Source organism: Legionella waltersii, assembly GCF_001468085.1.
Lineage (GTDB): Bacteria > Pseudomonadota > Gammaproteobacteria > Legionellales > Legionellaceae > Legionella > Legionella waltersii.
The window spans coordinates 1-24,213 of sequence record NZ_LNZB01000015.1 but is presented as its reverse complement, the minus strand read 5'-3'; the positions used below and the strand labels follow the sequence as shown (position 1 = coordinate 24,213).

Sequence of the window (24,213 nt, the reverse complement as noted above, 5' to 3'; positions counted from 1 at the left end):
TATTTCACTTTAAAGAAGGCTAATGAAACATAATTTGTTGGATAGGGCGTATCAGCATTGCATCAGCCATGGTTATCGATTTACAGAGCCAAGAGAGCGCGTCCTCAAAATATTAATAGCTGAGAGAAAGCCTCTTGGGGCTTATGATATATTACACCGATTATCCTACGAAGTTGACAATCCTAAACCACCTACGGTCTATCGTGCTATTCAGTTTTGGCATCAAGAGGGATTCATTCATTGCATCGACAGTTTAAAATCGTATGTCGCCTGTTTGCATGGACATCATATGGGACAAGCCCAGTTTCTCATCTGCAACAACTGTGATTTTGTGAAAGAATTAGAGTGCATGGTTGATTTAACTTCGGTAACTGAGGCTGCAAATAACATTCAATTTTCAATTTTAAACTGCACTTTAGAAATTAAAGGGCTGTGCTCTGATTGCAATCATTAATCCAGCAGGACCCTGCTAATAGATAATACTTAATGCTTGGAAAAAGTCGTATGACATAGCGATTTTAGTTGTGATTGAACAAAAGCAATTGCTGTTGCACTTGCATGAAAATGAAACAGATATTTACCTTAAATACAGGTTCAGCAAGCCGAAAGCAGCATTTCCAAGGATTGGCGATATCCGAGGCCGGGGGGTATTCCTCGGAATTGAATTGGTTACGGATCATTGTTCTCGAAATCCTGCATCAGAACTTCAGTCATATTGTTGATAAGCCATATACATAGCTCCCTAAATTGATATAATGTGGACATTTTAAAGTCATTAATACAGCGAAGGGAAATGAAATTCTTTAAGGGACGATTGTAATAAAATTTTGTTAAGTGAGTCCCATGTATAACTATTTCCTGGCTGGCAAGCAATTTGTTGTTAATCTATTTAAGTATATCTACAATTGGTATTCCCAATCGAATCAGACTACTGCCGTTACAGAAGAAGATTGCTCCACAGAAGTAGCTGCTGAAAATTTGCACCAAAAAACGGACAATTTAGATGAATCAATAAGCGAGCCGTCTGAGAAACTTCCTGCATCAGGCAAAAAGCACCGAAAAAAACGCAGATCGAAAAACAAAAAATCGAAACAGATCAATAAAAGTCAATCTCAAAAAAAGGAAACGATGCAACAAGTAAGTCCGGATCAAGAAGAGCATACCTCTTTAGAAACTGCTTCTGGTACTTTGATTGCTATAGAAACGCCAGTCAATGCATCTCAAAAAATTGAATCAATAGCGCATATAACTCCTGAGCAATCAGAAGATAAGCCTACAGAAAGCAGTCACATTGAATTAAAAGTACAAGTAGAGAAGGCAGTGGGCCAAAGAACAAAACCCTCCGAAATAATAGCAAAGGAGAAGCTTACAGCGAGGGTAGACACAACAGATGATGCAACAGAGGTTCAAGTACCCCAGGATCTTTCTTCACAAGTGCTTCCCTCTCAAGGATTACAAGGTCTGTTTGCTCCACAATATAACTTACCAGTGAATAACGGTGATTGTTCAATAGAACGATTCAGGTTTCCTCCAAGTCTATTAGAGACAGTGGATAATATTCGAGAAGAATTTCCAGATGCAAGGCTATTTTTAACGGGTGCTGCACCAGCTAATCTGATTGATCATATTAAACCTAATGACTATGACATCCTGATTATTGGCGCAAATAGCAAGGATTTATTGCAATATTTAAGAAAGCAGCAATTCCAAGCTGAATTACGAGGTATAAAATACCCTGTTGTCTTTGCTAAAGTGGACGAGGAGGTAAGCATAGACTTCAGCGTGAATGAGAACTTGCAACGGGATCCCATAAATATTGTGCTCATGCGTGATTATATGCGTAGGGATTTGAATCTGAATGCTCTTTATCTGGAGTTCACTGAAGGAGGGCAATTCAGTGTGTTTAGTTTTATACGGTCATTAACATTAAAGCAACAAAAAATTATACAAACCATTGCTCATCCTTATTTTAGTTTTTCCATAGACCCGTCGCGATTGTTTCGTTTATTAAAATCAATGCTAGAAAATCCTCGATACAAGTTATCTGCCGAGATAGAAAATACGCTAATACATTTAGGAACACCTGCCTTAAATGGTTCATCATTGATGATGAATCTATTCACTCTTTATGTAGAGCAAGATCCAGGTAATCGTGGCCGTCTCAATCAGTGTATAAGAAAGGTATTCAATCGTTATTCCTATGAAGAGATTAATGAAGGTTTGGAGAAATTAGGATTATTAAAATTGCTGACCAACAACAGTTTGTCCGCTGCTCAACAGGCATGCAAAAAAATTCCGAAAGTGTCACTGGAACATAAATTTGTCTATTGGATATTAGCAAACTCACTGCAGCATGCTGAAAATACAAAAAGCCGACAACTAATCCCCATGAAACCATTGCTGGCCTTCAATCAATCAGAAAACGCTTTGTTTTCATTCACGAACGCGCATATTTTGCAAAAGCCCCCTAGATTGCATGTCTACACACCTAGCATACTGGAGCTAATAAGCTCGTTTCATCTAGACCCCGATAAAGAGGCTATTTGGAGACCTAAGTAGTTTGATTTGTTTTCACGCTCTGTAAACAAGGATTAGGTAAGCGATAGCGTGCTCACCTGAATTTTATCCATTTCAATTCGATACCTATTTATAAGCCGATACTCCAAACAAATACCGATTAAAACGCTTCCAAGAAAAAACGACCAAGCAACTATTTTAGATAATTGCAGAACATTCAAGCCATAAAAGATAATGAAGTACCAAGCTATCGTTACTCCAGATCCTATGACAATCGCTTGCCAACGAGCTGGATTGCTCAATGGGATTTTTAATGAAAATATCCCGCCAATAGCGGTGGCGAATGAGAAACCAACAATAACATCGATTAAATAATGCGCACCAATACCAAATATGGAAATCAGATTCCCTATAACAATAATTCCAATAAACAATTGCATTATTCGTCCACAATAAAACGAATTTCTTATGAAGCAAACGATCCAGGCGGTGTGTAAAGATGGCATTGAATTTCTTGGAATTAAGCGAGAGCAACTCACTAAATGCGGTCCATTTTCTGCTAAGCCAACAGGAAAAAAATTCGGCCAACTTGACTGGAAGGCATTCGTTGAGCCGCAGACAGGCAGGATTGAATAGAGGGCGTAACCTACTATGCCTATAACCAAGGCCTCAACCAATAATTCAATGGGGGGGCTCTTCTCCCTGAGTTCACGTTTTTTAAATAGGATAATAAGAAATAGTGGTAAGGCGTCATACATGCAGTTGAATAGATAAACCAGCTGCTCAGGAAGTTCCAAATTTATTTTTCCCAATATGAAGCTTGGATAAAATCCAAGAGTTCCATCGATTGCCAGCAAATACTCATCGTACACAAGCGGATAATCAAAGCCAGTAAAGATAAGAAAATAGGATGAGATACCACAATACAAAGGGATTAATAAGAAGAGAAATAGATGATAAGTGATCCGTGCTTTATTTTCTTCAGAATACAACATCAGATACATCAAATGAAGAAGTCCGAATGACCATAAAATAATAATTAATTTAGACGCCGCTAATGCGCTAATTATAAAAACAGCGGCTATAACTAGATTGTAATACGCAATCGCTTTGTATTTTTGCAAGATAAATTCAGCATATATCAAGAAGGAAGCGCCAATAGCTGAATTAAAAAATACACTTAAATAATTAACCCCCAGTCTTTCTACTCTTTGATTAAAGCCAAGCAGAAAATAAATAACAATAATGCAACCCGGAGCAATCAAAAGCATCAGGAAGGTATTTATTTTCCATAAAGCATTATCGCTTTTTTCAATGGAATTTAATCGGGTGTTGTTCATGTGATGTGGGCTACGTAATTTAGGTAAATGCTAGCATACACCAATCATATCAAATCAAGCAGCCCTGATGACATGCAATCCGGGATGTTCAAAACCCAATATCCCGGTGGAATATATCGATAAGCGCGTCGCAAGTCCCCTATTGCCTATTGCCTCAATGAAAGGTGTTGCCTAATAATCCCTTAATAATGCATTGGTATAATGACGAAAATTAAGTCGGTATATAGGAGTTTTGGTTAAGTGAAGGTGAGGGTCATTCTCTCAGGGGGTAAATTAATTAATCCAATAGTTATTATTTGCACAGAAGAAAATGTTAATCAAGTCAATAAATTGATTAACCTTTTCACATCTTCACCGAAATGCAATAAAGAACTATCTTTCTTATCAATTACACCAGGTATTAAGATTGACTTTACTAGAGATAAATGGAGATTTCAGGGTCGTTGGTCAGCACAAGAAAAGGAAATTCGAGTTAAAAGTAATTTAGTACTTGAAAAGATGTTGCAAACGTTTATTTTTGAGTTATGTAATGCGAATAATCCTGATTTAATAAAAAAGAAAACCAACTATTCAAACTTTAACACTCCCGATGAATATGCTTTGTATCTAGAAGCATCCGAACATAAATCATTTAAAAAAGCAATTTTTTTATATATGGATGTATTTCTCAAAAATCCCAAATCCTTGTTAATGCCAAGTGCTATTGAATTAGATCAATTAAGAATGTTAGCAGATGACGAATCTTATTTATCTTACGTCAAGAATAATGGCCATTATGATTATTATGTTGATGACTATAACCGAGCAACCAATAAAAAGCCTTCTTTTTTTACTAAACCAAAGGGAAAGAATTTAAATGAGGAGCATTACGATTATGATACACCTCAAACATCAATTCAAGGATGAGTTAATTTCCTAAATCAATGGGGTCAGGTTCTGAGGAATCGACACCTACTATAGTACCCCAACTAATCTCTTCTTTGGTGGTCAGTAAGCGTAGGTTCGGCGCTTCGCCAAATGGCGCTGCCTTGAGTAGGGTCATTCGTGAAAGCGGATAGTTCCGTATCCGCTTGCTGACGCGCGCGGCTCGGTTCACTCCCTGCTGTGACTAAGAGTTGATTCAGACAGCAAAGAAGAAACCGAGCCGCGCGCGTCAGCAAGCGGACCGATTCACTCCCTGCTGTGACTAGGATTAGATTCAGACAGCAAAGAAGAAACCGAGCCGCGCGCGTCAGCAAGCGGACCGATTCACTCCCTACTGTGACTAGGATTAGATTCAGACAGCAAAGAAGGAACCGAGCCGCGCGCGTCAGCAAGCGGTCCGATGAGGGCCAGATAGATGAACCTAATACCACCGCTTAAGGCAACGCCATTCGGCGAAGCACCTGACCTTTGGTATAAATGCCCCTGTTTTAAAAATGAGTCGATCCCTCAGGGTCAGGCTCCATTGATCCATAATATTGATCAAAAATGGCCCGCATTGTTCTGTAATATTACTTCGGAGATGATTTGATGAAAATGTCATGTACCCGCATTATTTTTTTCGTGAGCTTTCATCAAAAAGGTAATGATTTATTATTTTCACACCAACCGATTGATTTTAATAGGACTGCTAGCTAACCTTGCTGCCCTTAAGAGGAGCCAGGTTGTTACATGACACCAGCAAAAGAATTACCTATTGCTATTGAAAAATCCCAAGAAGAAGTGGAGCAGACCATTTCATTGGTGCGCTCATCAAGCCTACCTGAAGGAACAAAAACGTTCGTCATTTAAGTGCATTATCTCTTAACTGGGTTGTCAAAACTCATTAGACCACGTCAACCGCAAGTGGCTCGTTTGCTCGCAAACGGGTTTACAACTCTAATGAACAAAATCCTGTTTGCAAGCAAATAGGCTACGCTAGCTGAAGAAGAATTAAAATGCTACAACCAGACCATTTTGTACTTCATTAAGGTAAGCTTACACACAGGATTTATGAACGAAGAGTACTTGATTAGCAAGGTCCTTGTTCAGCTTCCGCTGAACAAGGACATATGCGTACATCAGAATCAATTCTTTAACTTAGCAACGGATTCATTCGATTCTTCTTCCACATCAGAGCAAACAATGCTAAATCCATTGGCCGCATGACCCAGAGCATCCAATCCATTGAGCACTCCCGGTACCCTAGTACATCCAGAAGTAACTCCTGCATAAATTGCTCCTCCCCTGTACATATTTGCCCAGGAAGAGAAGAACTGTAGAACGGCGTTGGAGTTTTCTTGTAAGCTTAAAAAGGACATCGCATGCACAGCAATATCTAAACCTACTTCACTGTATTGGGATTCCGGATTAAAGAAAAAATCATAAGTGGCCAATCCCAATGCTGCTAAATTGTATATCTGCAACGCTTTTTTATACGTGCTTTTCTGATTAAACCATCCAAACATCAATTAACTCCTTCCGTTTAAGACATAACAGCCTGATATAAGAAACTCTCTAGGCTCCATTAATCAACAATAGATTGCCTGACAAAATTCCATTGTTTTGGTTCTTTTATGCGATTGTAAAAGGTCTTCACTTTTAGCGCGGTACTAATATACCTAATTTATAGGGTAAGGGGGGGATTTTTTGATGATTTTTTAATTAGAAGCGCAATTTTTGAAAGGTTCGCCCCATAAATGCGTCTATTTAGACTACATGCTACTAAGTACTCCATGCAACTGTATTTGGGTATTTCTAATGATAGTGTCCTGACGATTTTCCTCGAAACAGATGGTAAGCATACAGTGTATACGTAAGGAGTATCGGAAGCATAATCACTACACCAACCAGAATAAACTTAAGCGTTGAATCAGGGGCTGCAGCTTCCCAAAGAGTGACTTGATGGGGAATTAAATAAGGATAAACACTAATCCCAATTCCTAGATAAGCACACAAAAATGCAACGATACTGTAAACGAATGGCTTGTATTCACTTGCCTTATTTAGATTTTGCCAAACTTGATAAATGGCAACTGCAGCAAGCAAGGGTAGAGGACTTAATAAAATCAAGTTAGCAAAACTATACCAACGATGAAAAATTTCATCACTATGTAAAGGGGTCCAAATGCTCACAAAAATCAAAAATAAACTCACTAATACTAATAATCCTCGTGCATGATGGATCATTTTACGCTGAAGCCTGCCTGTGCTTTTGATAATCATCCATGTAGCGCCTAAAAGAGCATATCCGCAGACCAAAGCAATCCCGGTACACAGACTAAAAGGGGTTAACCAGTCGGGATTATTAACAGTCATTGAAGATTCATTGATGGAGAAACCTTGGACAAAGGCACCAAGAATAACCCCTTGAAAGAACGTAGCAGCAACTGAGCTGATTGAAAAAGTCCAATTCCAGATGGCTTTTGATTTTTTTGCCTTGAAGCGAAACTCAAAACTCACGCCTCGAAATATTAACGCAATCAACATAAGCATAATGGGCATGTAAAGAATCGGTAATAGCAAACCATATACTTTCGGAAATGCACCATAAAGCATCGCTCCGCCAAAAACGAGCCACGTTTCATTACCATCCCAGACAGGGGCTATGGAATTCATCATGGTATCTCGCTATTTTTCATTGGCGGTAAAAGGAAACAGAATACCAATGCCCAAATCAAATCCATCTAAAATCACATACACGATGATAATAAACCCTAGAAGTACGGCAAAAATAAGTGGCAACATTATTTTTTCTCCTTAGGAATGTCTGTCATATACTGGAAGGCATGATGCTCAACTTCATCTTCTGTCAATGTCTGTGGTCCATGAGCGATTAGCTTGAATAAATAATAGAGATAAAACCCAAAAACAATGCCATAGGCAAGAATAAGCAAAATGAAGGAAATCAGAACCTCTTCGTAGCCTATTGAGGATACTGCGTCCTTTGTCTTTTTTTATCGACTGCAGGCTGATTGGCTAGTCGTTGTTCTTCTTTTTTAGCTTACCTCAGGGGCCGACTGTTTATTATAATTGCTCAGCGTCTAACGCACTCAGCACTTGAGCTGCTTTAACAAGTATGGTCTTTTTCTTTTCCGGATCCATTTTATCCCAACTCAGGTAAGTATAATGAAGACGAGGGTTGTTGATAAGCTTGTCTTGATGTTGATCTATAAAGTTCCAATAGAGGGAATTAAACGGACAGGCTTTTTCACCGATGACCTCTTTCGGGTTATACATGCATGATTTACAAAAGTTGCTCATTTTTTGAATGTATTTCCCACTTGCAGCATAGGGCTTACTTGCCATCATCCCTCCATCAGCATAAAGTGCCATCCCCAATGTATTTGGTAATTCCACCCATTCGTAGGCATCAGCATACACCGCCAAATACCACTCGCACACTTCTTTGGGATTTAGACCTGCCAAGAGCGCAAAATTACCAGTAATCATTAAACGCTGAATATGATGTGAGTAAGCATTAACTTCTGTTTGTCGCACCACTTCGTTCATACAAAACATCTGAGTCTGTTTCCCCCAAAATAGTGAGGGCAAAGGTTTAGATGCATTAAAGTAATTTCTACTTGCGTACTCAGGCATCAAAAACCAATAGATGCCGCGAACGTATTCACGCCATCCTAAAATTTGACGAATAAAACCCTCGGCAGCATTCAAAGGGGCTAATTTCTGTCTAAAAGCGTCTTCTGCCATAAGGCATAACTCTAGGGGTAGCAGAAGTCCTGCATTCAAATAAAAGGATAGTTTTGAGTGATATAAGTTGACTTCATTGGAACGCATCGCGTCTTGGTAATCGCCGAAATACACTAAACAATGCTCTATAAAGTAGTTGGCTTCGCAAAGTGCCTGCTCGCGAGTCACCGCAAAATTAAATGGTCTCAATTGACCAAAATGATTAGAAAACTCCTTTTCCACTAAGCTTAAAACTTCAGAGGTCAATTGATCGATAGGTTGTACCAAACGACTAGGAAATGTTTTAATGTGATTCGCATTTTTTCGATTCTGCTCATCATAGTTCCATGCACCACCTACCGGCTTTCCTCGACCATCCATGAGAAGGTGATGCTTTTGACGCATCATTCGGTAAAAATACTCCATACGCATCTGCTTTTTATCTTTTGCCCAATAGTTAAACTCCTCTATCGAGCATAAAAATCGAGTGTCTTCATGAATGATAAGGGCTATCCGCAATTGTTTTTCTAAAGTTTTCATTTTTTGTAGAACTCGCCACTCGCCAGGGTGAGTGATGTGTACCTCTGAAATGTTATCTTCCTGTATTGCTCGTTTTAACTCTTTTTCAAAAGAACCTGCATTGGCGGCATCCTCATATTGAGTGTAACGCACTCGATAGCCAAGCGCTTTTAATCGTCGTGCAAAATGACGCATCGCTGAAAATAAAAAAGCGATTTTTTTAGGATGATGTGCAACGTATGTGGCCTCTTCAGTCACTTCGCAAAGAAACACCATGTCATCGTGCTTGTTGATTGCAGCGAGTGAAGACAGTGACTCACTCAATTGGTCGCCCAAAATAAAACACAATTTAGTCATAGCACGTCCCAATCATGGATTTACATTTTAAGCTTAGGACGAACGGAGCTTAGACCACCATCGACCGCAAGCACTTGTGCAGTTATCCAGCTGTTGTTAGGATTAAGAAAAAAGAGGATAGCCTGTGCCACATCCGCTGGCTCGCCAATTCGTCCCAAGGCATGCATGGCAGTTGATGCTTTAGCAATCAGTTGATTCTTAAGTAATGCATCTGTCAAAAGCGACTTTACCATCCCAGGCGCAACTACATTGACACGCAAGTTAGAGGATGCGTAAGTTGCCGCTGCTGATTGGGCTAAGCCTATAACACCTGCTTTGGCTGCAGCAATCGCCTCATGATTAGCGAGGCCGGTTAATGCTGCTGCGGACGCAATAAGCACCACAGAGCCTCCCTGAGTCATTCTCTTACCAGCTGCACGAACAACTGCAAAGGATGTGGTTAAAGATGCATTGATTGTCTTTTGAAATTCATCAAAATTTGTCGCATGAGCACTCTTAAGTAATAAAGAACCCGCGCAATTCACCACTCCATCTATAGAACCTGCTTGCTCAAACACTTTATCAACGGCATCGAAGTCAGATGCATCAAGAATAAAGTCCGGTGTAATTTTAGCTTTGTTTTGCGCCGTAGTCAGTACTTCATCCCCTTGTTTCTTTAAAAGGTCAACTACTGACTGACCAATCGCGCTACTTGCTGCAATAATTAAATATCGGGCCATAAATTCATGTATCTCAATAGTATAAAAATCCACTATGAATCAGAGTCTTATTGACTTCAAGTATTAATAAGAAATAAGTGGTCTAAAAATAATTTCGGGATTGTTAATTTGGCTCTGCCAAGTTCTGGTTTAAGGAGTAATGTTTGGAGCAGTCACTTATGAAACCTACGATTTCACCAATTATTGAACTCTTTTGTATGGCCTTGCGCAGCTCTATTTGTTTATTTTTATCCCTCACTGAGAACCTGTTTTTTTCTTAAACCAAGGAAAAAACATAGAGGTTTGATTTTGATAGTCAATGTATTTTTGCCCCTTTGATTGTATTGAGCCTCTTTCTGTCAACGGACCTGTCATACGAGTAAAAATAACATAAAGCATCAAAGGGGAAGCAAAACACAGATATCCTATGTTCGACTGTATAGCACATAAAGCGAATCCCACCCAGCTTAACCAATCGAAAAAATAATTGGGATGACGTGAGTAATTCCATAAGCCAGTGTTACACACTTCCCCTTTGTGTCGTATTTTAAAACGCTGTAATTGCAAATCCGCTAGGGTCTCTCCTAGAATTCCTATTGCAATAATGGCAATAGCAAGGATATCCAGCATAGTAATATCCGTTGGCCCTGATTGGCTAATCAGAAAAAATACACTTGATATAATTAAAATAAGCAAACCCTGGAGTTGAAAGTTAATAAAAAAACCTAGAGAGGGGCTTATTTTCCAATTGGTACTGAGTTCGATATATCTCTTGTCAACATGTCCTTTCCTTATTCTTGTGTACCATAGATACAATGCAAGTCGTAAAGCCCATACAGCGAGAAGAGAGCCAATAATGAGAGTGCGAACATTTAAAGGCGTTAAGAGTAAATAGATTAAGCCTGATACCATTAATCCTAATGACCAAGAAACATCAACAACTGAAGGATTTTTTAGAATACGATATAATCCCCACATAAAACTCATTTGTAAAAAAAGATAAATCACTACCATGCCAATAGAATACATTCTTTATCATCCTTTGATCTTTTGATAGCAGTACACGCAAAATGGTAATAAAACAGACCAAATAACGCCAATGAAAATGCAGGTCACATTGTTACCATAAGGAAAAAAAGCAGCGTCTAAGCTTGCGCCAATCCGAAAAGCCAAGGCAAAACCTACACCTGACAAAAGCGCGAGTAAAAACAGGTGAGAAAATAAGCTGCTTAATGTGGCATATAAAGTTACCGTAAAACTTATCCATATCGTTATCATCCAAAGAGACGTAAAATAGGGGGAAAAGGGGTTTGCTGCATAAATTATAATTCCTTTGTAAACCAGGGTACTATCGATTAGAGTACTGATAAAGATGACAATCGCTAATAAAAGCCATAGCCCGTGTAGAGTTTTTCCCCTTTTATGTTCCCAGTATACTTGCAACACAACACAAGCAACTATGATTAGAGGGCTTATCCAAGCATATCCATGAGCAGCAAGAGTAATGCCCGTAAACCAAGTAACGTAATAAATAGTTGTGTGAATGAGGTAATGTAATGTGTTCATCAGTTTCTTCGTCACAAAGCTTGAATATCTCTTATAGTATTAGCATGGAAATCTGTAGCACAACAACAATCGAATTCCCACATTCGAATAAAATGAATTGGTGGGCCACTAGGGTTTGACTATGGGACCAACGGATTATGAGACTCCAGATTTATAATTAAGTCGCTGATTTTAAAGTAATAGTATGTCCAGAGATACCACTGCAAACTCTGACAGGGCGAGCAAGAGATCGTAAAATAGCAATAGAGTTATTGCGGTATTGAGCTGCTCAATACCGCTACTAGGTTGAATAAGTTTACGGAGAAGGTTTGGGGAGGGGAGTGATTTTTCTATCAAAATTCAGTGGTTCGCTATTCGCGAATCACGAATTATTGATCATGTAAGTTTCTAAATACTTGGTTCAACGCCAAATTCTGCAATCTTTAAGTAATCATATAGTCAACACATTAATATGCAAAACGGTTTAAATCATTTACACCAAAATTGCGTTTCCTTATGGTATAAAGAGGTTATCAAAAGTTTACCATAAGCATAGAGGTTATCTTTTCATGGATTTATGCATGCCAAAGCAGGAGGGATAATATGGAAAGACCCAAAATAGGGCTAGTACTTGGAAGCGGGTCAGCTCGCGGCTGGGCACACATAGGCGTGATCCGTGAATTGGCAAACATGGGCATAAAACCAGATCTTGTTACAGGTTCATCCATAGGTGCTGTGGTTGGTGGCGCTTATGCATCAGGTCATCTCGACGAATTTGAAGAATGGATTTGCACGTTTAGGCGTGTGGACATTCTAAAATTATTAGATGTTCGCATGGCTGGTGGTGGTTTTATTCAAGGTAAACCTCTTATGGTTGCCATCGAAAAATGCATTGGTAATCCTACTATCGAGGAGCTGAAAGTCCCCTTTGCGTGTGTTGCAACATCTCTCTTGAATGGTAAAGAGCACTGGTTGCGCGATGGTTCCTTACTCGATGCTGTGCGATCCTCCATCGCCTTACCTGGAATTTTTGCACCTATTGCTTTAAAACACGATATTATGCTGGATGGCGGCCTTGTTAATCCTGTACCTATTTCGCTAGCACGCGCTATGGGAGCTGATTATGTCATCGCTGTTAACCTAAATAGTGATCTCGTCGGAAGACATTTCTGCCTGCAACACAGTGATGCAGCAGCTGATAATGAATATAACAAAAAGAAATTGGAATATGCTGAAAAGCTTGATCCAAAAATCCCTATTTGGGCCTCCAAACTGAAAGCGGATTTCGGCATTAGGCTTGATTCATTTATCTCCTCTCTGCGTAAGAAAAAAATCACTAAACCCGGTCTCTTCGACGTGATGGCTGGCTCCATTAACATTATGCAGGATCGTATCACTAACTCGCGAATGGCAGAGGATCCCCCTGACGTTCTCATCACACCGAAGCTTGGCTATATCGGCCTTATGGAGTTCGATCGTGCCCAAGAAATGATACGAGAAGGTCATGAAGCAACTCGACGTGTGAAAGACGATCTAGAAAAGCTTAAGCATAAATCATAATTTCTACTGCATGATGAGATTATTCATTTGTTAACATAAGGCGTGGTGCTAGCTCCTCATGGCTCATACGATATACCGTTCTATCTTGTCCAAGAATACTGGCATCATTAGGATCAAGAAAGAAGACAAATGGTTGTTTTTGGCCGTATTTGGCAATTTCCTGGCTACCTATCACAATAACGGCATGACCGGAGTTTTGCGTTTTGTCTAAGGGATTTAAGCTTCCATATTTTCCGGGCAAAAATCAATCGTATAATTCACTGCGCTTTGTCCATTATTTCCGGGACAACCATAGGTTGACGTTTTATCGTCATAAGGATAAGTATAACAACCTGGACAGGCTTCTTTTAACCACTGGATAAAGGGCAAAGCACCCGGAGCATTGAGTCGTGTTGAACCAACCCAATACGAATTGGGATAACTGCATTGTTGAACAATTTCAGGACTAGTTGGCACAATTATCCCTAGCGTGTTCCAATTCACACAGCCACAACAGGTGTTATCTTTTTTATTGACATTAAAACAACTAACGGCAGCAGGACCAGCACATAATTGAAGGTCTTTGTAGGTATTGGTGTTATATGATGAATTACAAGAGGCAATGGTATCACCATTTGCATTTTTAAATGTAAACGCATTATTGTCAGTACAAATTTGATTGAAGGTCCAATATCCAAGTGGATTTCCGCAAGTTGTCTGACCGGCGGCTCCTTCATTAGCCCTTGTCATGCCACAATACAAACCATTTGCACAGGGCTGAACAGCTGAACAAACAGTCGCGGTACTATCATCTACCCAGCGTAATTGATAAACAGGATAGTTTAAATAAGTCGGCAAAGTAAAATCCCAATTGCTTGCGCCTATATTTTGCTGTCCACCATTGGTTTTGACTTCAGTAATAGAACCAGAATTACCACATACATATGGATTGTTATAAGCGTTTGGCGATGCTGCGCTACCGGAGGTAGGATGAAAATCCATCGGTATTGAAACACCTCCAATGATGGACAAATCGTAAGTGTCTGGGGTCTTGGCAATAAATGTCGCTTCAGCCAATGTTGCAGGAGAAGTAATTGCATTTGTTTGGAAGTTACAAGCGCCCGGATCAGCTGTTGATGAGGTTCCACAATCTCCAACATTGCAATTTGAGTACTGGCCGCCTGCAAGGTCGCAGCCCACACGTCCGGTAATCCGTCCGTTGAATACCTGCGTAAAGCCGTTGGCAGCAGAATGATCTTGCAAAGTAATCGTCGTTGAATCTGGATTGCCACCTAGTGTAAAGGGATTCAATTGATACTTTCCTGGCTCTGGAATTTTGAAGTAGCATATATTACTTGCTGTGTTGCAACTCGCACCTTGAATGCAATCCGAATCACCATTGCAATAGGTACAAGCGCCTTTAACACAAGTTCCTGCCTGCGAATTGGAACAATCAGAATCTGAAACACAGGCACCACCACCACAATAACACCCCGCGCCACCGTTACAAGGACCTGTGGCAGATGCGTTAATGCACGTTGAATAAGTGAATACAGAGCAGTCTGAATCATCAGTACATGCAGTTTGTGCGCTATATTGATTCTTAGCAGGGACAGAGGAAGTGATAACTCCAATGACCAAATTATTCAAGGTATCTTTCCCAGCCCCAGGTGGTGTTGTGCAATAATTGTTGATGGTGATGGTACGCTGTGAAGTGCTTGCAACATTGACCGTAATAGGGATATTAATCGTATATCCTCTGCCATTTGTTTGTTGAAATGTCAAAGTACCCTTTTGAGGCGTTGTAACACCACTTGCTGCTGTGAGGGTTAGTAAGACATCAACCTGAAGTCCACTAAATAAACCAACACCGGTGACACATCCAGCTTGATTAAACGAATAACTAAACTGAGAAGGATTTTCAGGAGTAAAAGTACATTTTACCACCGCTGGTGAATCTATTGGAGCCGGGCTGGTTAACACATAATGAATCCCTTGGGAACTTCCTGCAACCATATTTTGCACCGGCGATCCGGGAGTTACTGAAAAAGGATTAACCGCAGCATAGGCGAACTGGAGCCACAGCAAACTAGCAATATAGAGTGCTAATGACGATGGATTCTTCATGAATTTAATTCCTTGAATAATTATTTAAATCAAATAAGTCAGTCCGGCAACCCAAGTTTGAGTTGAAAGATCTACAGAAATAGGTGTGGTTAAAAAAGCACTCGATCTATTAGAAGTAGTCGCTGAACCAAGATTCGCGTATAGATATCGCAATGAGAGCTGGAGTTGGTTCGTCTTCAGTTTAGCCCAATCAGAGATATCTATTTTCAAACCACCTCCCAAGGTGTAGGCAAACTGATATTGTGTATGTTGTGTTAGTGTCAAACCAGGCGCGTTATAAGTAGGTCTGGGATACTCTTGATAGGACGATTGATTTGCAGCAACTCCTAGCCCCCACTCGAAAAATGGAAAAACCATTTGTGATATTGGTTTAAAGGTAATTTCATCGGTTACTAGAAGTCGATAGCTTTTTATGGGGAGACGATAGGTTAAGTTATTCATTTCAGGCAATCGATATTGCCATACATCTCCAACTCCAGCCGAAGAAAAATAGAAAAACTCTGGCCCGAAGGAAAATTCTTCGACTAATTGCTGTAAGGATCCAGAAGCTTTAAGTCGGACTGCTGCTGCAAGTCCCCAAGTAACATCAGCAAAATTATTATTGCGTTGTTCTAGTAGATCGGTTTCATCCACAAAATACAGCGGGCCAACGTGAGATAATTTTGTAGTCGTACCGCCTAAATAAACACTGGCATGGTATTGTGCTGCTGTGGAGCAGTTAAACGCAAGAAGATTAACCCCAAGTATCGAAATACAGAGCTTTAACTTAGAGCAAAATACCTGTGGTCTTGGTGTTATCATTGAATGGGTCATTACATTTTTCAGTTGATAGAAGTAGTTATTTGATTGGGAAAAACATCGTATCAGAATACATTTTTTATGTAAATTCAGCATGAGCGTTATAGAGTTAAGAGAGGTTATTGTAATTAGACATTATAGACTCGGAGTGGTTCCTCACTTGACTATATTGTTATGAATAAGGCCTCGAAATAATTTTAAATCAAAAACTAGGGTGTGTTGAATTTATCTAGAAGTACTGAAGAAATTACCTTGCAGAGGGATATTCACTGAGTATAAAAATTGACAAGAAAGGTTGTTTTTCAATCAGCCAAGAGTTAATAGGGAATTTAAGCTTAAATTAATATTAGCTTGCTAATATATCTATATAAAGAAGAATAAATAAAAAGATAAGGCAGGCCTGCTCTTGGACTTCCAAGCAGCAAAGATTAATTTCAATCTTAATACTATTGAATTTTTGATATGACAAAAAACAAGCAAGTAAACACGGCACAATATACAGTAATTAGTAGTTTAAATAATTATTTAAACTATCATCATTTACCGATTAAGGTTAATGAAGAAGGAATTTGTCATGCATTATCTACTTTGTATATTCAATACGTATTGGAAGGAAAAGAACAAGAGTTTGAGAATCTTTTATCTTATGTAGCACAAAAAATTAATCCATCGCCCGAGCTGGATATAGAATTATTCAACTTGGTAGAAAAAATAATTGCTTTGCAAGTAGGTGATGCACACAGCACTCGCAATAAATACAGTCAAACAAATTCTCATGAGCAGTTGCATGTGAAAGGTAAATGCTTGCGCTCGATTTATCAAATAGGATTTAAGACAAGTCGAGAGAACTGGGCTGACATAATAAAGCAAATCAACTTAAAGCCAAATGAAGCAATGCGTGTTTCTTCTTTAAAGCATACTATTGCCATTTCGCGTGATAAAGATGGTACCTATAAAGTATATGATCCCAATAATTCGGCTGTGATTAAGACATTTACTGATGTCAATAAAATGACCAGGTGGTTATCAAATGACGCATATAATTTTTCTATATTTCCTTTTGGAAGTAAGACCCTTGATCTACATATAGACGTTATCAGTACCGAACGCCAAAGTGATAGAGTATTTCCGAATAAGAAGGCGCTTCTTGATAAGTACTTAACCCCAGCACAAAAAATACTAAAGCCTAATACTGGTGGTGGATTAAACTTCGCAATGAAATACGATGATGCTGAAACATCAGCATACATTTTGAATAATAGTTCGTATCAGTTCACAGAGGATGAGTTGACCAAGATTGCTTTGTGTGCCCTTATGCGGGACTCATCGAATTCTCTTGAGCAACTGATACTTAAGCTTAAAAAAGACAACAAAATAGATATACTGAAACCCATTTTTTTGTTTTCCTTTTCTGTAGGGAGCTATCGATGCTTGCAAAAGCTATTGGAAATACCTGAACTACAAAATCTCTACAAAGAACTGGTATCTAATCACCAGGAAATGTTATTAAAAAGAGCTTTTGAGGGAATGAATGAAGATTTAATTGCTAAGGTGTTGAACGATGTGTTGGAAGTGAATGAAGGAGATATTTTTAATCCTGAATTTCTCTCAGAATTGATCTTTATTTCGGTTAAGGAGAGAAATTATCAAGGCGTTAAACTTCTTGCAGAAACATTAAATGATTTAGACAAAAGGATTGTTGATCCGAAACAACGTTTAGAATTTATAATGAAAGCCATAAAGGAAAATGATCCACTAATGGTAAGAGTATTAATTGAAAAGCTTAAAATGACTCCAAATGAGTTAAATTGTTTAACTATAAGTCTGACCATGATACATAGACAAAACGTTGAGATATTTAGTACTTTACAGAAAAATGGATATCAATTTTCTCCTCAAGCCATTGATTTAATTGAAAGCAAACAAAAACATAGCGTTGGTTTTTTAAAGAGTTTGGGTATTGCCTTGATTAGTTTTTCAGAGTTTCTTAGGCTGCAAAAGAAAATTACGGTAGACCCTGATAAAATTAAGAAATTTGTTGATTTGCGGAGGATAAACAAGGAGCAAATATTGGATGGAACATACAAAGACGAAAGCCTGGAGAATAATCAAATCACTCCTTAAGCCGAATTAGGATATAAAATGCTGCGAACTACGAAGGTTGAACTCAATTGAACTCGATTTGACTTAATCTGACAGATCACATTGAGTTTTGATTTCTAGTACGGGTACTGCATCCAATGCTTATCAGTATTTTATCATCGCAGATCCCTTTAATGAAAATAAATCAAATTTTGACATCTCATTTTATTATTTTGATAAAAAAGATTAATCAATCTATTTGTTAAGTGCAGAAATATAAAATATATCTGGGACAAAGGGGACAAAAGTACTTTTTACACTTCAATTAGTATGATTTAAATCCACTTCTTCTTAAAATACCGCGAGTGTTCATAATCCATTGGTTCGTTAGTTTCCAAGTTGATTATTTCAAGAAAAATAATCTCAGGATAGGGATGTTCATGCCATTCAATGTTTTTATGATTGAGTTGGAACGTTATTTTCAACGACAACGCAGATTTGATATTTTTTTGAGTTTTAACGCAAATGATTGGGTTTAGTACTGGAGTATTTCTAGGTAAAAGAGCTTTGAAAAAGGGCATGGTGATAACAGACTTAATTTTCAGAAAGATGCTAAGCCTACTTTATGTGCTCTATATTCAATCACAGAAGGAGATCCTACAAAATGGTTAAATTTTGTGAGGATCTTTCAGGCCCCAACCGCCCCTCTCTTATCGATAAGACTTGTATAGTTAAAGAGCCCAACTGAATCAAATTGTACCCCACTGGTGTTGATTTATTACAAAAAAAGTGCATATAATAAACATTTTTAAAGGGCGGGTCTTAATGTTTGAGATATACCAGGATAATGAATTTGTTTTGTACTATACCAATGAAAATAATAGTACTGGCTTTACGCATTTGCTACGAGTAAAAAATTTTTCGACAGGAAAAACCACGGGTATATGGGTGGATCCGAGTCATACAAGCACAGATTCAAAACTTCTTGATAAAATATTACGCCTAAAAGATATAAAAAATAATTCTGATGAAGATACCTACAGGCATGAAGTAGCTTGTTTTATAGAAACCCTCATAAAAAACACTGGCTACACTTGTCTTGAAATTTCTAGTTTAGCGAAAAGCGTGTTAAAGCATCATAAAAATCCGCAACAGTTATTAGAAACGATTAATAATATTGATTTATCATACCTACGTGCTAAAGATAAAGAACACTTTCAAAGTGTTCAAGAAATGAAAATTGCAGTAGCTGGCTTTGTTAAAGTTCTTGCCGAATTCATATGCAATCTCTTGGGCATTGCTTCCAAAGCCACCGTTTCAGCAGCATTTTTGAAATTAAATTTCTTCCAGAATTCTCAAGATGACATCAACGAAACAATATTACCCAATAGCACTCAGGAATATAATCATCAAGAGACCCCCTATTAAATAATGCAAGTTATCTTAATGGGATAGTCTATCAAATCACCACCCTATTTAGCGTCAAGGGGCACAATATCCTTCGGTTAACAAGGTGTTAACCGAGCCATGTAAGCAAGAAGACTGAAGAAAACCTACAGTAGATACGCTACTTTTTTCGGCTCTTTTTCACAGGCAAGGGCAACTCCTCTTTCGTTAGTCTGATTAAAGTAGACAACCACTCGTTGTCTTCGCACTTATCGCGGCTCATCAGGAAATAGTTCTTTGCACCAGGGTAAGGCGGTTGTTCCTCGATTTTTGGGGGGGGGGGCGTAAGTCCTGAGAGGGTGAGTTTGGTCGTAAATTTAATTAACAACATGAGGTCAAATTAAGCTTATAGCTTATTGTGCTTGCCATATTGTTTATATAGTGTATAGTTTGTGTGCCTACCTAAACACGTATCAACATAACAGGAGAGAGACTTTATGCCAACGCTTATACTACCAGGACGCTTCCAAGCCCCTCCTTTTAATGGCGATTACTATAAGATATTGGGACTTAATACTCATTCGCCCACAATAGAACAAATAACTACTGCCTATCACACAACGGCCATCATGTATCATCCAGATAAAATTTCAACTTCTACTGTAAAACCACCACTAAGCCTAGAAGAAGCGACTGAATGCTTTAAAGCGATTGGTGCAATTAAATCCATTCTATTATCTCAATGTGCAGAAGTAATCTATTCATCAGTACCCACTTTTGGTAAGAATTCAAGTGTGCAAGAAGAAATACGCTCCGCTGACGACTTATCTCCTGGCGAACAATTAAAAGCAGTTATGCTTGCCTATGTACGTTCAGCGAGGTTTTGCGAATACGCACCCGGCACAGGGCCTGGAGTACGTGGATATTGGGACTACATAGTGGGGGGAAAGAACGGTATTGAGCAAGGCACATCTAATTTTAGCGGTAAATATGCTATAGCTAGTCCAAATTATCAAGTCGAATTGGACGCAGCCTGGGATCAACCTCTAATTGTTTTGAATAAAGGCACGAAACCATTTACAAAAATGATGGATCCTCATGGGATAAGCGAAGTATTAGGGATGTTGGCTGATTCGATTCCTAGAGAACTTCGAGATCATTGTGCAAAAATTTATGGCAGCCATGTGCGTGAAATACCTGTATTAGCAGAAAAAGAAATTCCTGTGGCGATCACCTATAAACCTTATGTTATTTTAGATCCAAAAGGTAATAATTATGCAGATGGAATTCGTCAAAATAAGGACAACTCATATACAATTTTTGGTAGAAACTCCACTGGCCAATCAAGAGAAATCACTCTCTTTCAAGATGGCCAAGTTTTAGGGACTAATCGAAATTCAAATCTCGGAATCGTAGGAAATCAATTTTTTGAAAACAGAGAGGAACTATTTAGGCATTTTGGTCTAGATATATCTCAAGCAATACCTAGCCTAAGCGTCACCAAGGCTCTTAGTTATTAGGGTGTGTTGACAACTCATCTCCATCGCTTAAGTAACGCATTGCGTAGAGTTCAAAACGCCGGAGATGATTTATTAACCCAATAATCTAGGGGGGCGTGCGTAGGCGAGCAAGAATTTATTGGCCGGTATGGACGCCTCCTAGACACTAAAAATCACTTGGTTAAAAACCAAGCTTCTCAAACCCAAGGGAAAAAATAAACAACAAATCATCCCAACAGACCAAAGATAGGCCAATGGTCGAGGTCGACCAGGCGCATCTCATTTATCAAGAATTTTTAACCATGTCGGGTTATAAAGACTTTGAGGCATACAATGAAGCCGTCAGCAAACAATTCTCCATATTTCCTGACCAAGCAATTCGCAAGACCCTGTAGGACGTGTTCCAGGAATACCAAATCACCTTAAGGTTGGCGGGCAAAATCTATTTTAGTAAAGGGCGAGGGACTTAGCATTTGCTTATTTATCTTAAAAGAAAATGCAAGGCCCTCGAGGTTTTATGGTTTCAGCTGTCAACCCAATAGCATATTTATGCTAATATAAGCAGCTCCCATAAGTCCTGCAACTATGTAATCTTTATTTTCTCTCATTACTTGAAAGAATGAAGTGCTAAAAACCCGAGGTTTGGGGAGCTGGCACTGCATGATTTGCAGCAGGCTTTGAATGCCGAGCTAAGTAAGGACATCGATTATAAACTTGAGTCGAAATGCGATCGCGAACTTTCTCCTTATCAATTGCAGGAATATCCGCGGTAACAATCGATTGGGTTTTTATCATTAACTTAGAGGCTAAGTGGGGATTGATGTGAGCAATTAAAGGAGCTAAACCGGCATTAATTCCACTGAAGACTCGGGTGCTGCAGCTGGCGTAGCCTGTTTGCTTGCAAACAGGATTTTGTTCATTATAGTCGTAAACCCGTTTGCGAGCAAACGGGCTACTTGCTTTGTTTCTTGAGGAAAGAAGGCCCCGGCCCTTTTTAATATTTCTTTCTCCATCTAGAGGCGTTTGTTTTCTTCTTTCAATCGACTGATCTTTGCTTGCTCAGAAGTTACTTTCGACTCTTGATGAGTCCGATAGAATTATAAAAACAACATGTCACAGGCAAGAATAAAAAGAATGAGTGCCCCCAACATATTGAAAATAGCAGACAAGTGCTTAGGTATTTTTCGAGCGATAGCCATGCCAACGATGGTTGACATGAATGCAAAGCCACCAATTGAAATCAGGTAGGGTAACAAGGGTTTATCAGATACGCCTAAACTAACACCCACAGCCAATGCATCTATACTTGTTGCAAAAGAGACGATTAAGATTTTGGCAAATCCGTGGAATTTTGCTTCTGCAATATGAGTGCCTTTATTTTTAAATTCTAAAAGACCTTCATAAAACATGTGTGCTGATACTGAAAACAGTAATAAAAATGCAATCCAGTGATCAATAAAACCAAACTGAGATATTACTTTTTCACCAGCAAAAGCTCCAGCAAATGTTACTATCGTTTCTGCGCCTCCCGAGGAAAACGCAAACTTCAAGGAGTCTTTGAACTTATGCGCTCGAAATCCCATGGCAACAGCTGCAGAAAAGGAGTCAGCACACAAAACAAGCCCTAAAATAATAGGTTCTAATAAACTCATATGGTCTTTTTATTTTAAATGGCACTTTAATTTAATCCGATAAAGTAAAGTAAATGTATCATCAGGTAAAGCGAGTTCATAAAATGTTTCTTATTAAGAGAAGTAAACAGGATTAAATTTCCTGATTTTCTTGACGATTAAATTTCTCCAATGAGGTTATTAAGGAATGCGGCTATTCCTCAAGGTCGCGTAGGAAAACCAGAAGATGTGGCTCGATTATACCTTTTTTTAATTAATGAATTCTTGAGCAACCGCTAGGATATTTTTTTATTGGGGCGATGGGGAACAATCGTATATCCAGAATAGGTATACCTGTGTAAGGTGATTGTTCCCTGAATTTTCTACTTCATAGCCGATACATTTTCCATTTTTTGTTTTATCTCATCATTTATTTCAGAAATGTTTATTATGGGACTTTCGCTTAGTCCTAATTTTGATTGAACGAACTTAATTCTCCGACTTAAACTGCCATCGGGATTGATTGGTTTGCCCGAGGCGATAAGTTTCTCTTTTAAGCGAATCAAAAAGCCTCTTGTCGTATACCGCTTTTCTTTATCAAGCTCTTTCTGACCATGGCCAGTTAGTAATTCGAGATCCTTAGGGAAGTTTGTTTTGAACTCAGAACTGTATCGTTTTTCAGGTAATAATTTAAAAAAGTTGAGACATAATTCCTTAAAGCGATAAAAAATACTCTGATTTTTTTCTGAAGAAACAATCTCTTGAACAGTCTGTTTCCAGGTGTCTGCATAAAAAAGTCTTTCATTATATACTAGAACACCGCCGTGAGCGCCCTTAAATAATAAAGGCTTTATTAACTGAAACGACAGTGTAGTTGGGTCCGTCTCCATCGCAATTAAGCCACAATTATATTTTGAATTAATAGCCCCTGTTTTAGACCAGTCATACTCATCTAGCACTGATTGAACGGTATTCAAATGATGTCTATTCCAATGCCCCTTAAAAAACAAAGTGAGCTTATCAACCCCAAAACCCTGTAACCAATAGATTTGGTGTCCTGTATAATCACCAAATATTTCTAACAAATCGTATTCAAAAGTTTCTTCAATATTAGGATGATCATTTTTCAATTTAAATAATTTGTCATAACTCATAATTTGGATTTCCTATTTATTACCCTTTTAAAAACGTTGCGCTCGTTAACAATTTTTTAATGATTTTATATGGATAATAAAGAAGGAATGATTTTATGACTCGGATATCTTGGTTCTTTTTGAATAAAACCTATAGGCTGAGAATGAGCAAAACCCAAATGCTGTTTAATCTTAACTTTTGTGTGGTTGGTCATTCTAACTTGTTACCCAATGATTAACTATTTTTCAACAATTACAATTTAAGCGTTTGTATATTAACACAGTTGGATTAAGCAATCCTTAACTAAACTCGTAGGCGTAATACAACGAATTGCCTCAAATTATCTGTTGCCGAAGAAGTATCAAAATAAGTATGTAAATTGCATCGTTGCCTCAATATCACTGTTGCCGAA

The 24,213-nt window shown here is 38.5% G+C and carries 19 protein-coding genes and 2 pseudogenes; 7 read left to right on the top strand and 14 right to left on the bottom strand.

Annotated features, from left to right (window positions below; genetic code table 11):
- The first annotated feature begins 22 nt into the window (after window positions 1-22).
- Together Lwal_RS03310 and Lwal_RS03305 are read left to right on the top strand one after the other, a co-directional pair.
- Window positions 23-454: a Fur family transcriptional regulator gene (locus tag Lwal_RS03310; RefSeq protein ID WP_058479502.1), complete on the top strand. Its 432-nt coding sequence runs from the start codon at window positions 23-25 to the stop codon at window positions 452-454.
- 389 nt (window positions 455-843) lie between these two features.
- Window positions 844-2,559, top strand: coding sequence for a nucleotidyltransferase family protein (locus Lwal_RS03305; protein WP_058479501.1), 1,716 nt, complete (start codon window positions 844-846; stop codon window positions 2,557-2,559).
- Between the two features lie 32 nt (window positions 2,560-2,591).
- Here the strand turns inward: Lwal_RS03305 and Lwal_RS03300 are convergent, their stop codons facing one another.
- Window positions 2,592-3,857, bottom strand: coding sequence for a phosphatase PAP2 family protein (locus Lwal_RS03300; RefSeq protein ID WP_058479500.1), 1,266 nt, complete (start codon window positions 3,855-3,857; stop codon window positions 2,592-2,594).
- Between the two features lie 240 nt (window positions 3,858-4,097).
- Between Lwal_RS03300 and Lwal_RS03295 the strand changes: the two genes are divergently transcribed.
- Window positions 4,098-4,763 carry a hypothetical protein gene (locus Lwal_RS03295; RefSeq protein WP_058479499.1) on the top strand — a complete coding sequence of 222 codons (666 nt, stop codon included), beginning with the start codon at window positions 4,098-4,100 and terminating at the stop codon, window positions 4,761-4,763.
- Between the two features lie 1,142 nt (window positions 4,764-5,905).
- On the opposite strand, the gene Lwal_RS03290 is transcribed toward Lwal_RS03295, so the two are convergent.
- From Lwal_RS03290 to Lwal_RS03265, 7 genes and pseudogenes are all read right to left on the bottom strand, one after another.
- The gene (locus Lwal_RS03290; RefSeq protein WP_058479498.1) at window positions 5,906-6,286 is read right to left on the bottom strand and encodes a hypothetical protein; all 381 of its coding nucleotides are present in this window, start codon (window positions 6,284-6,286) and stop codon (window positions 5,906-5,908) included.
- Between the two features lie 289 nt (window positions 6,287-6,575).
- Window positions 6,576-7,565 (bottom strand): annotated as a pseudogene (cydB, locus tag Lwal_RS03285) (cytochrome d ubiquinol oxidase subunit II).
- A pseudogene (locus Lwal_RS18105) lies at window positions 7,565-7,771 on the bottom strand (cytochrome ubiquinol oxidase subunit I); the annotation flags it as partial. The pseudogenes Lwal_RS18105 and cydB, both read right to left, overlap by 1 nt.
- Window positions 7,772-7,844: 73 nt before the next feature.
- A complete protein-coding gene (locus tag Lwal_RS03280; protein WP_058479497.1) occupies window positions 7,845-9,383 on the bottom strand; it encodes a cryptochrome/photolyase family protein in 1,539 nt (512 codons plus the stop codon).
- Between the two features lie 20 nt (window positions 9,384-9,403).
- Window positions 9,404-10,102: an SDR family oxidoreductase gene (locus Lwal_RS03275; protein WP_058479496.1), complete on the bottom strand. Its 699-nt coding sequence runs from the start codon at window positions 10,100-10,102 to the stop codon at window positions 9,404-9,406.
- Window positions 10,103-10,336: 234 nt separating this feature from the next.
- A complete protein-coding gene (locus Lwal_RS03270) occupies window positions 10,337-11,110 on the bottom strand; it encodes a DUF1295 domain-containing protein (protein WP_058479495.1) in 774 nt (257 codons plus the stop codon).
- A gap of 6 nt (window positions 11,111-11,116) precedes the next feature.
- Window positions 11,117-11,647, bottom strand: coding sequence for a DUF2878 domain-containing protein (locus Lwal_RS03265; protein ID WP_058479494.1), 531 nt, complete (start codon window positions 11,645-11,647; stop codon window positions 11,117-11,119).
- A 582-nt stretch (window positions 11,648-12,229) separates the two neighbouring features.
- Here Lwal_RS03265 and Lwal_RS03260 point away from each other — a divergent pair.
- Window positions 12,230-13,186 (top strand): patatin-like phospholipase family protein, encoded by a 957-nt coding sequence (locus Lwal_RS03260; protein WP_058479493.1) that lies wholly within the window; start codon window positions 12,230-12,232, stop codon window positions 13,184-13,186.
- 19 nt (window positions 13,187-13,205) lie between these two features.
- On the opposite strand, the gene Lwal_RS03255 is transcribed toward Lwal_RS03260, so the two are convergent.
- From Lwal_RS03255 to Lwal_RS03245, 3 genes are read right to left on the bottom strand one after another with little or no spacing between them, the layout of a single operon-like run.
- Window positions 13,206-13,427: a hypothetical protein gene (locus Lwal_RS03255; protein WP_058479492.1), complete on the bottom strand. Its 222-nt coding sequence runs from the start codon at window positions 13,425-13,427 to the stop codon at window positions 13,206-13,208.
- On the bottom strand, window positions 13,403-15,292 hold the full coding sequence (locus Lwal_RS03250) for a thaumatin family protein (RefSeq protein ID WP_058479491.1): 1,890 nt from the start codon (window positions 15,290-15,292) through the stop codon (window positions 13,403-13,405). The genes Lwal_RS03255 and Lwal_RS03250 overlap by 25 nt, the downstream gene beginning before the upstream one ends.
- Before the next feature lie 24 nt (window positions 15,293-15,316).
- Window positions 15,317-16,093 carry an outer membrane protein gene (locus Lwal_RS03245; RefSeq protein WP_058479490.1) on the bottom strand — a complete coding sequence of 259 codons (777 nt, stop codon included), beginning with the start codon at window positions 16,091-16,093 and terminating at the stop codon, window positions 15,317-15,319.
- Window positions 16,094-16,552: 459 nt separating this feature from the next.
- Here Lwal_RS03245 and Lwal_RS17690 point away from each other — a divergent pair, with 459 nt between their 5' ends.
- On the top strand, window positions 16,553-18,214 hold the full coding sequence (locus Lwal_RS17690; protein ID WP_065235640.1) for a hypothetical protein: 1,662 nt from the start codon (window positions 16,553-16,555) through the stop codon (window positions 18,212-18,214).
- Window positions 18,215-18,507: 293 nt separating this feature from the next.
- On the opposite strand, the gene Lwal_RS17230 is transcribed toward Lwal_RS17690, so the two are convergent.
- Window positions 18,508-18,753 (bottom strand): hypothetical protein, encoded by a 246-nt coding sequence (locus Lwal_RS17230; protein ID WP_157066260.1) that lies wholly within the window; start codon window positions 18,751-18,753, stop codon window positions 18,508-18,510.
- A gap of 244 nt (window positions 18,754-18,997) precedes the next feature.
- Between Lwal_RS17230 and Lwal_RS03230 the strand changes: the two genes are divergently transcribed.
- Entirely contained in the window at window positions 18,998-19,600 is a 603-nt protein-coding gene (locus Lwal_RS03230) for an HD domain-containing protein (protein WP_058479489.1), read from the top strand.
- A 455-nt stretch (window positions 19,601-20,055) separates the two neighbouring features.
- The gene (locus tag Lwal_RS03225; RefSeq protein WP_058479488.1) at window positions 20,056-21,078 is read left to right on the top strand and encodes a DnaJ domain-containing protein; all 1,023 of its coding nucleotides are present in this window, start codon (window positions 20,056-20,058) and stop codon (window positions 21,076-21,078) included.
- Window positions 21,079-22,154: 1,076 nt separating this feature from the next.
- On the opposite strand, the gene Lwal_RS03220 is transcribed toward Lwal_RS03225, so the two are convergent.
- Window positions 22,155-22,709 carry a manganese efflux pump MntP gene (locus tag Lwal_RS03220; protein WP_058479487.1) on the bottom strand — a complete coding sequence of 185 codons (555 nt, stop codon included), beginning with the start codon at window positions 22,707-22,709 and terminating at the stop codon, window positions 22,155-22,157.
- A gap of 341 nt (window positions 22,710-23,050) precedes the next feature.
- Window positions 23,051-23,821 (bottom strand): DUF5617 domain-containing protein, encoded by a 771-nt coding sequence (locus tag Lwal_RS03215; RefSeq protein ID WP_058479486.1) that lies wholly within the window; start codon window positions 23,819-23,821, stop codon window positions 23,051-23,053.
- Window positions 23,822-24,213: the final 392 nt, after the last annotated feature.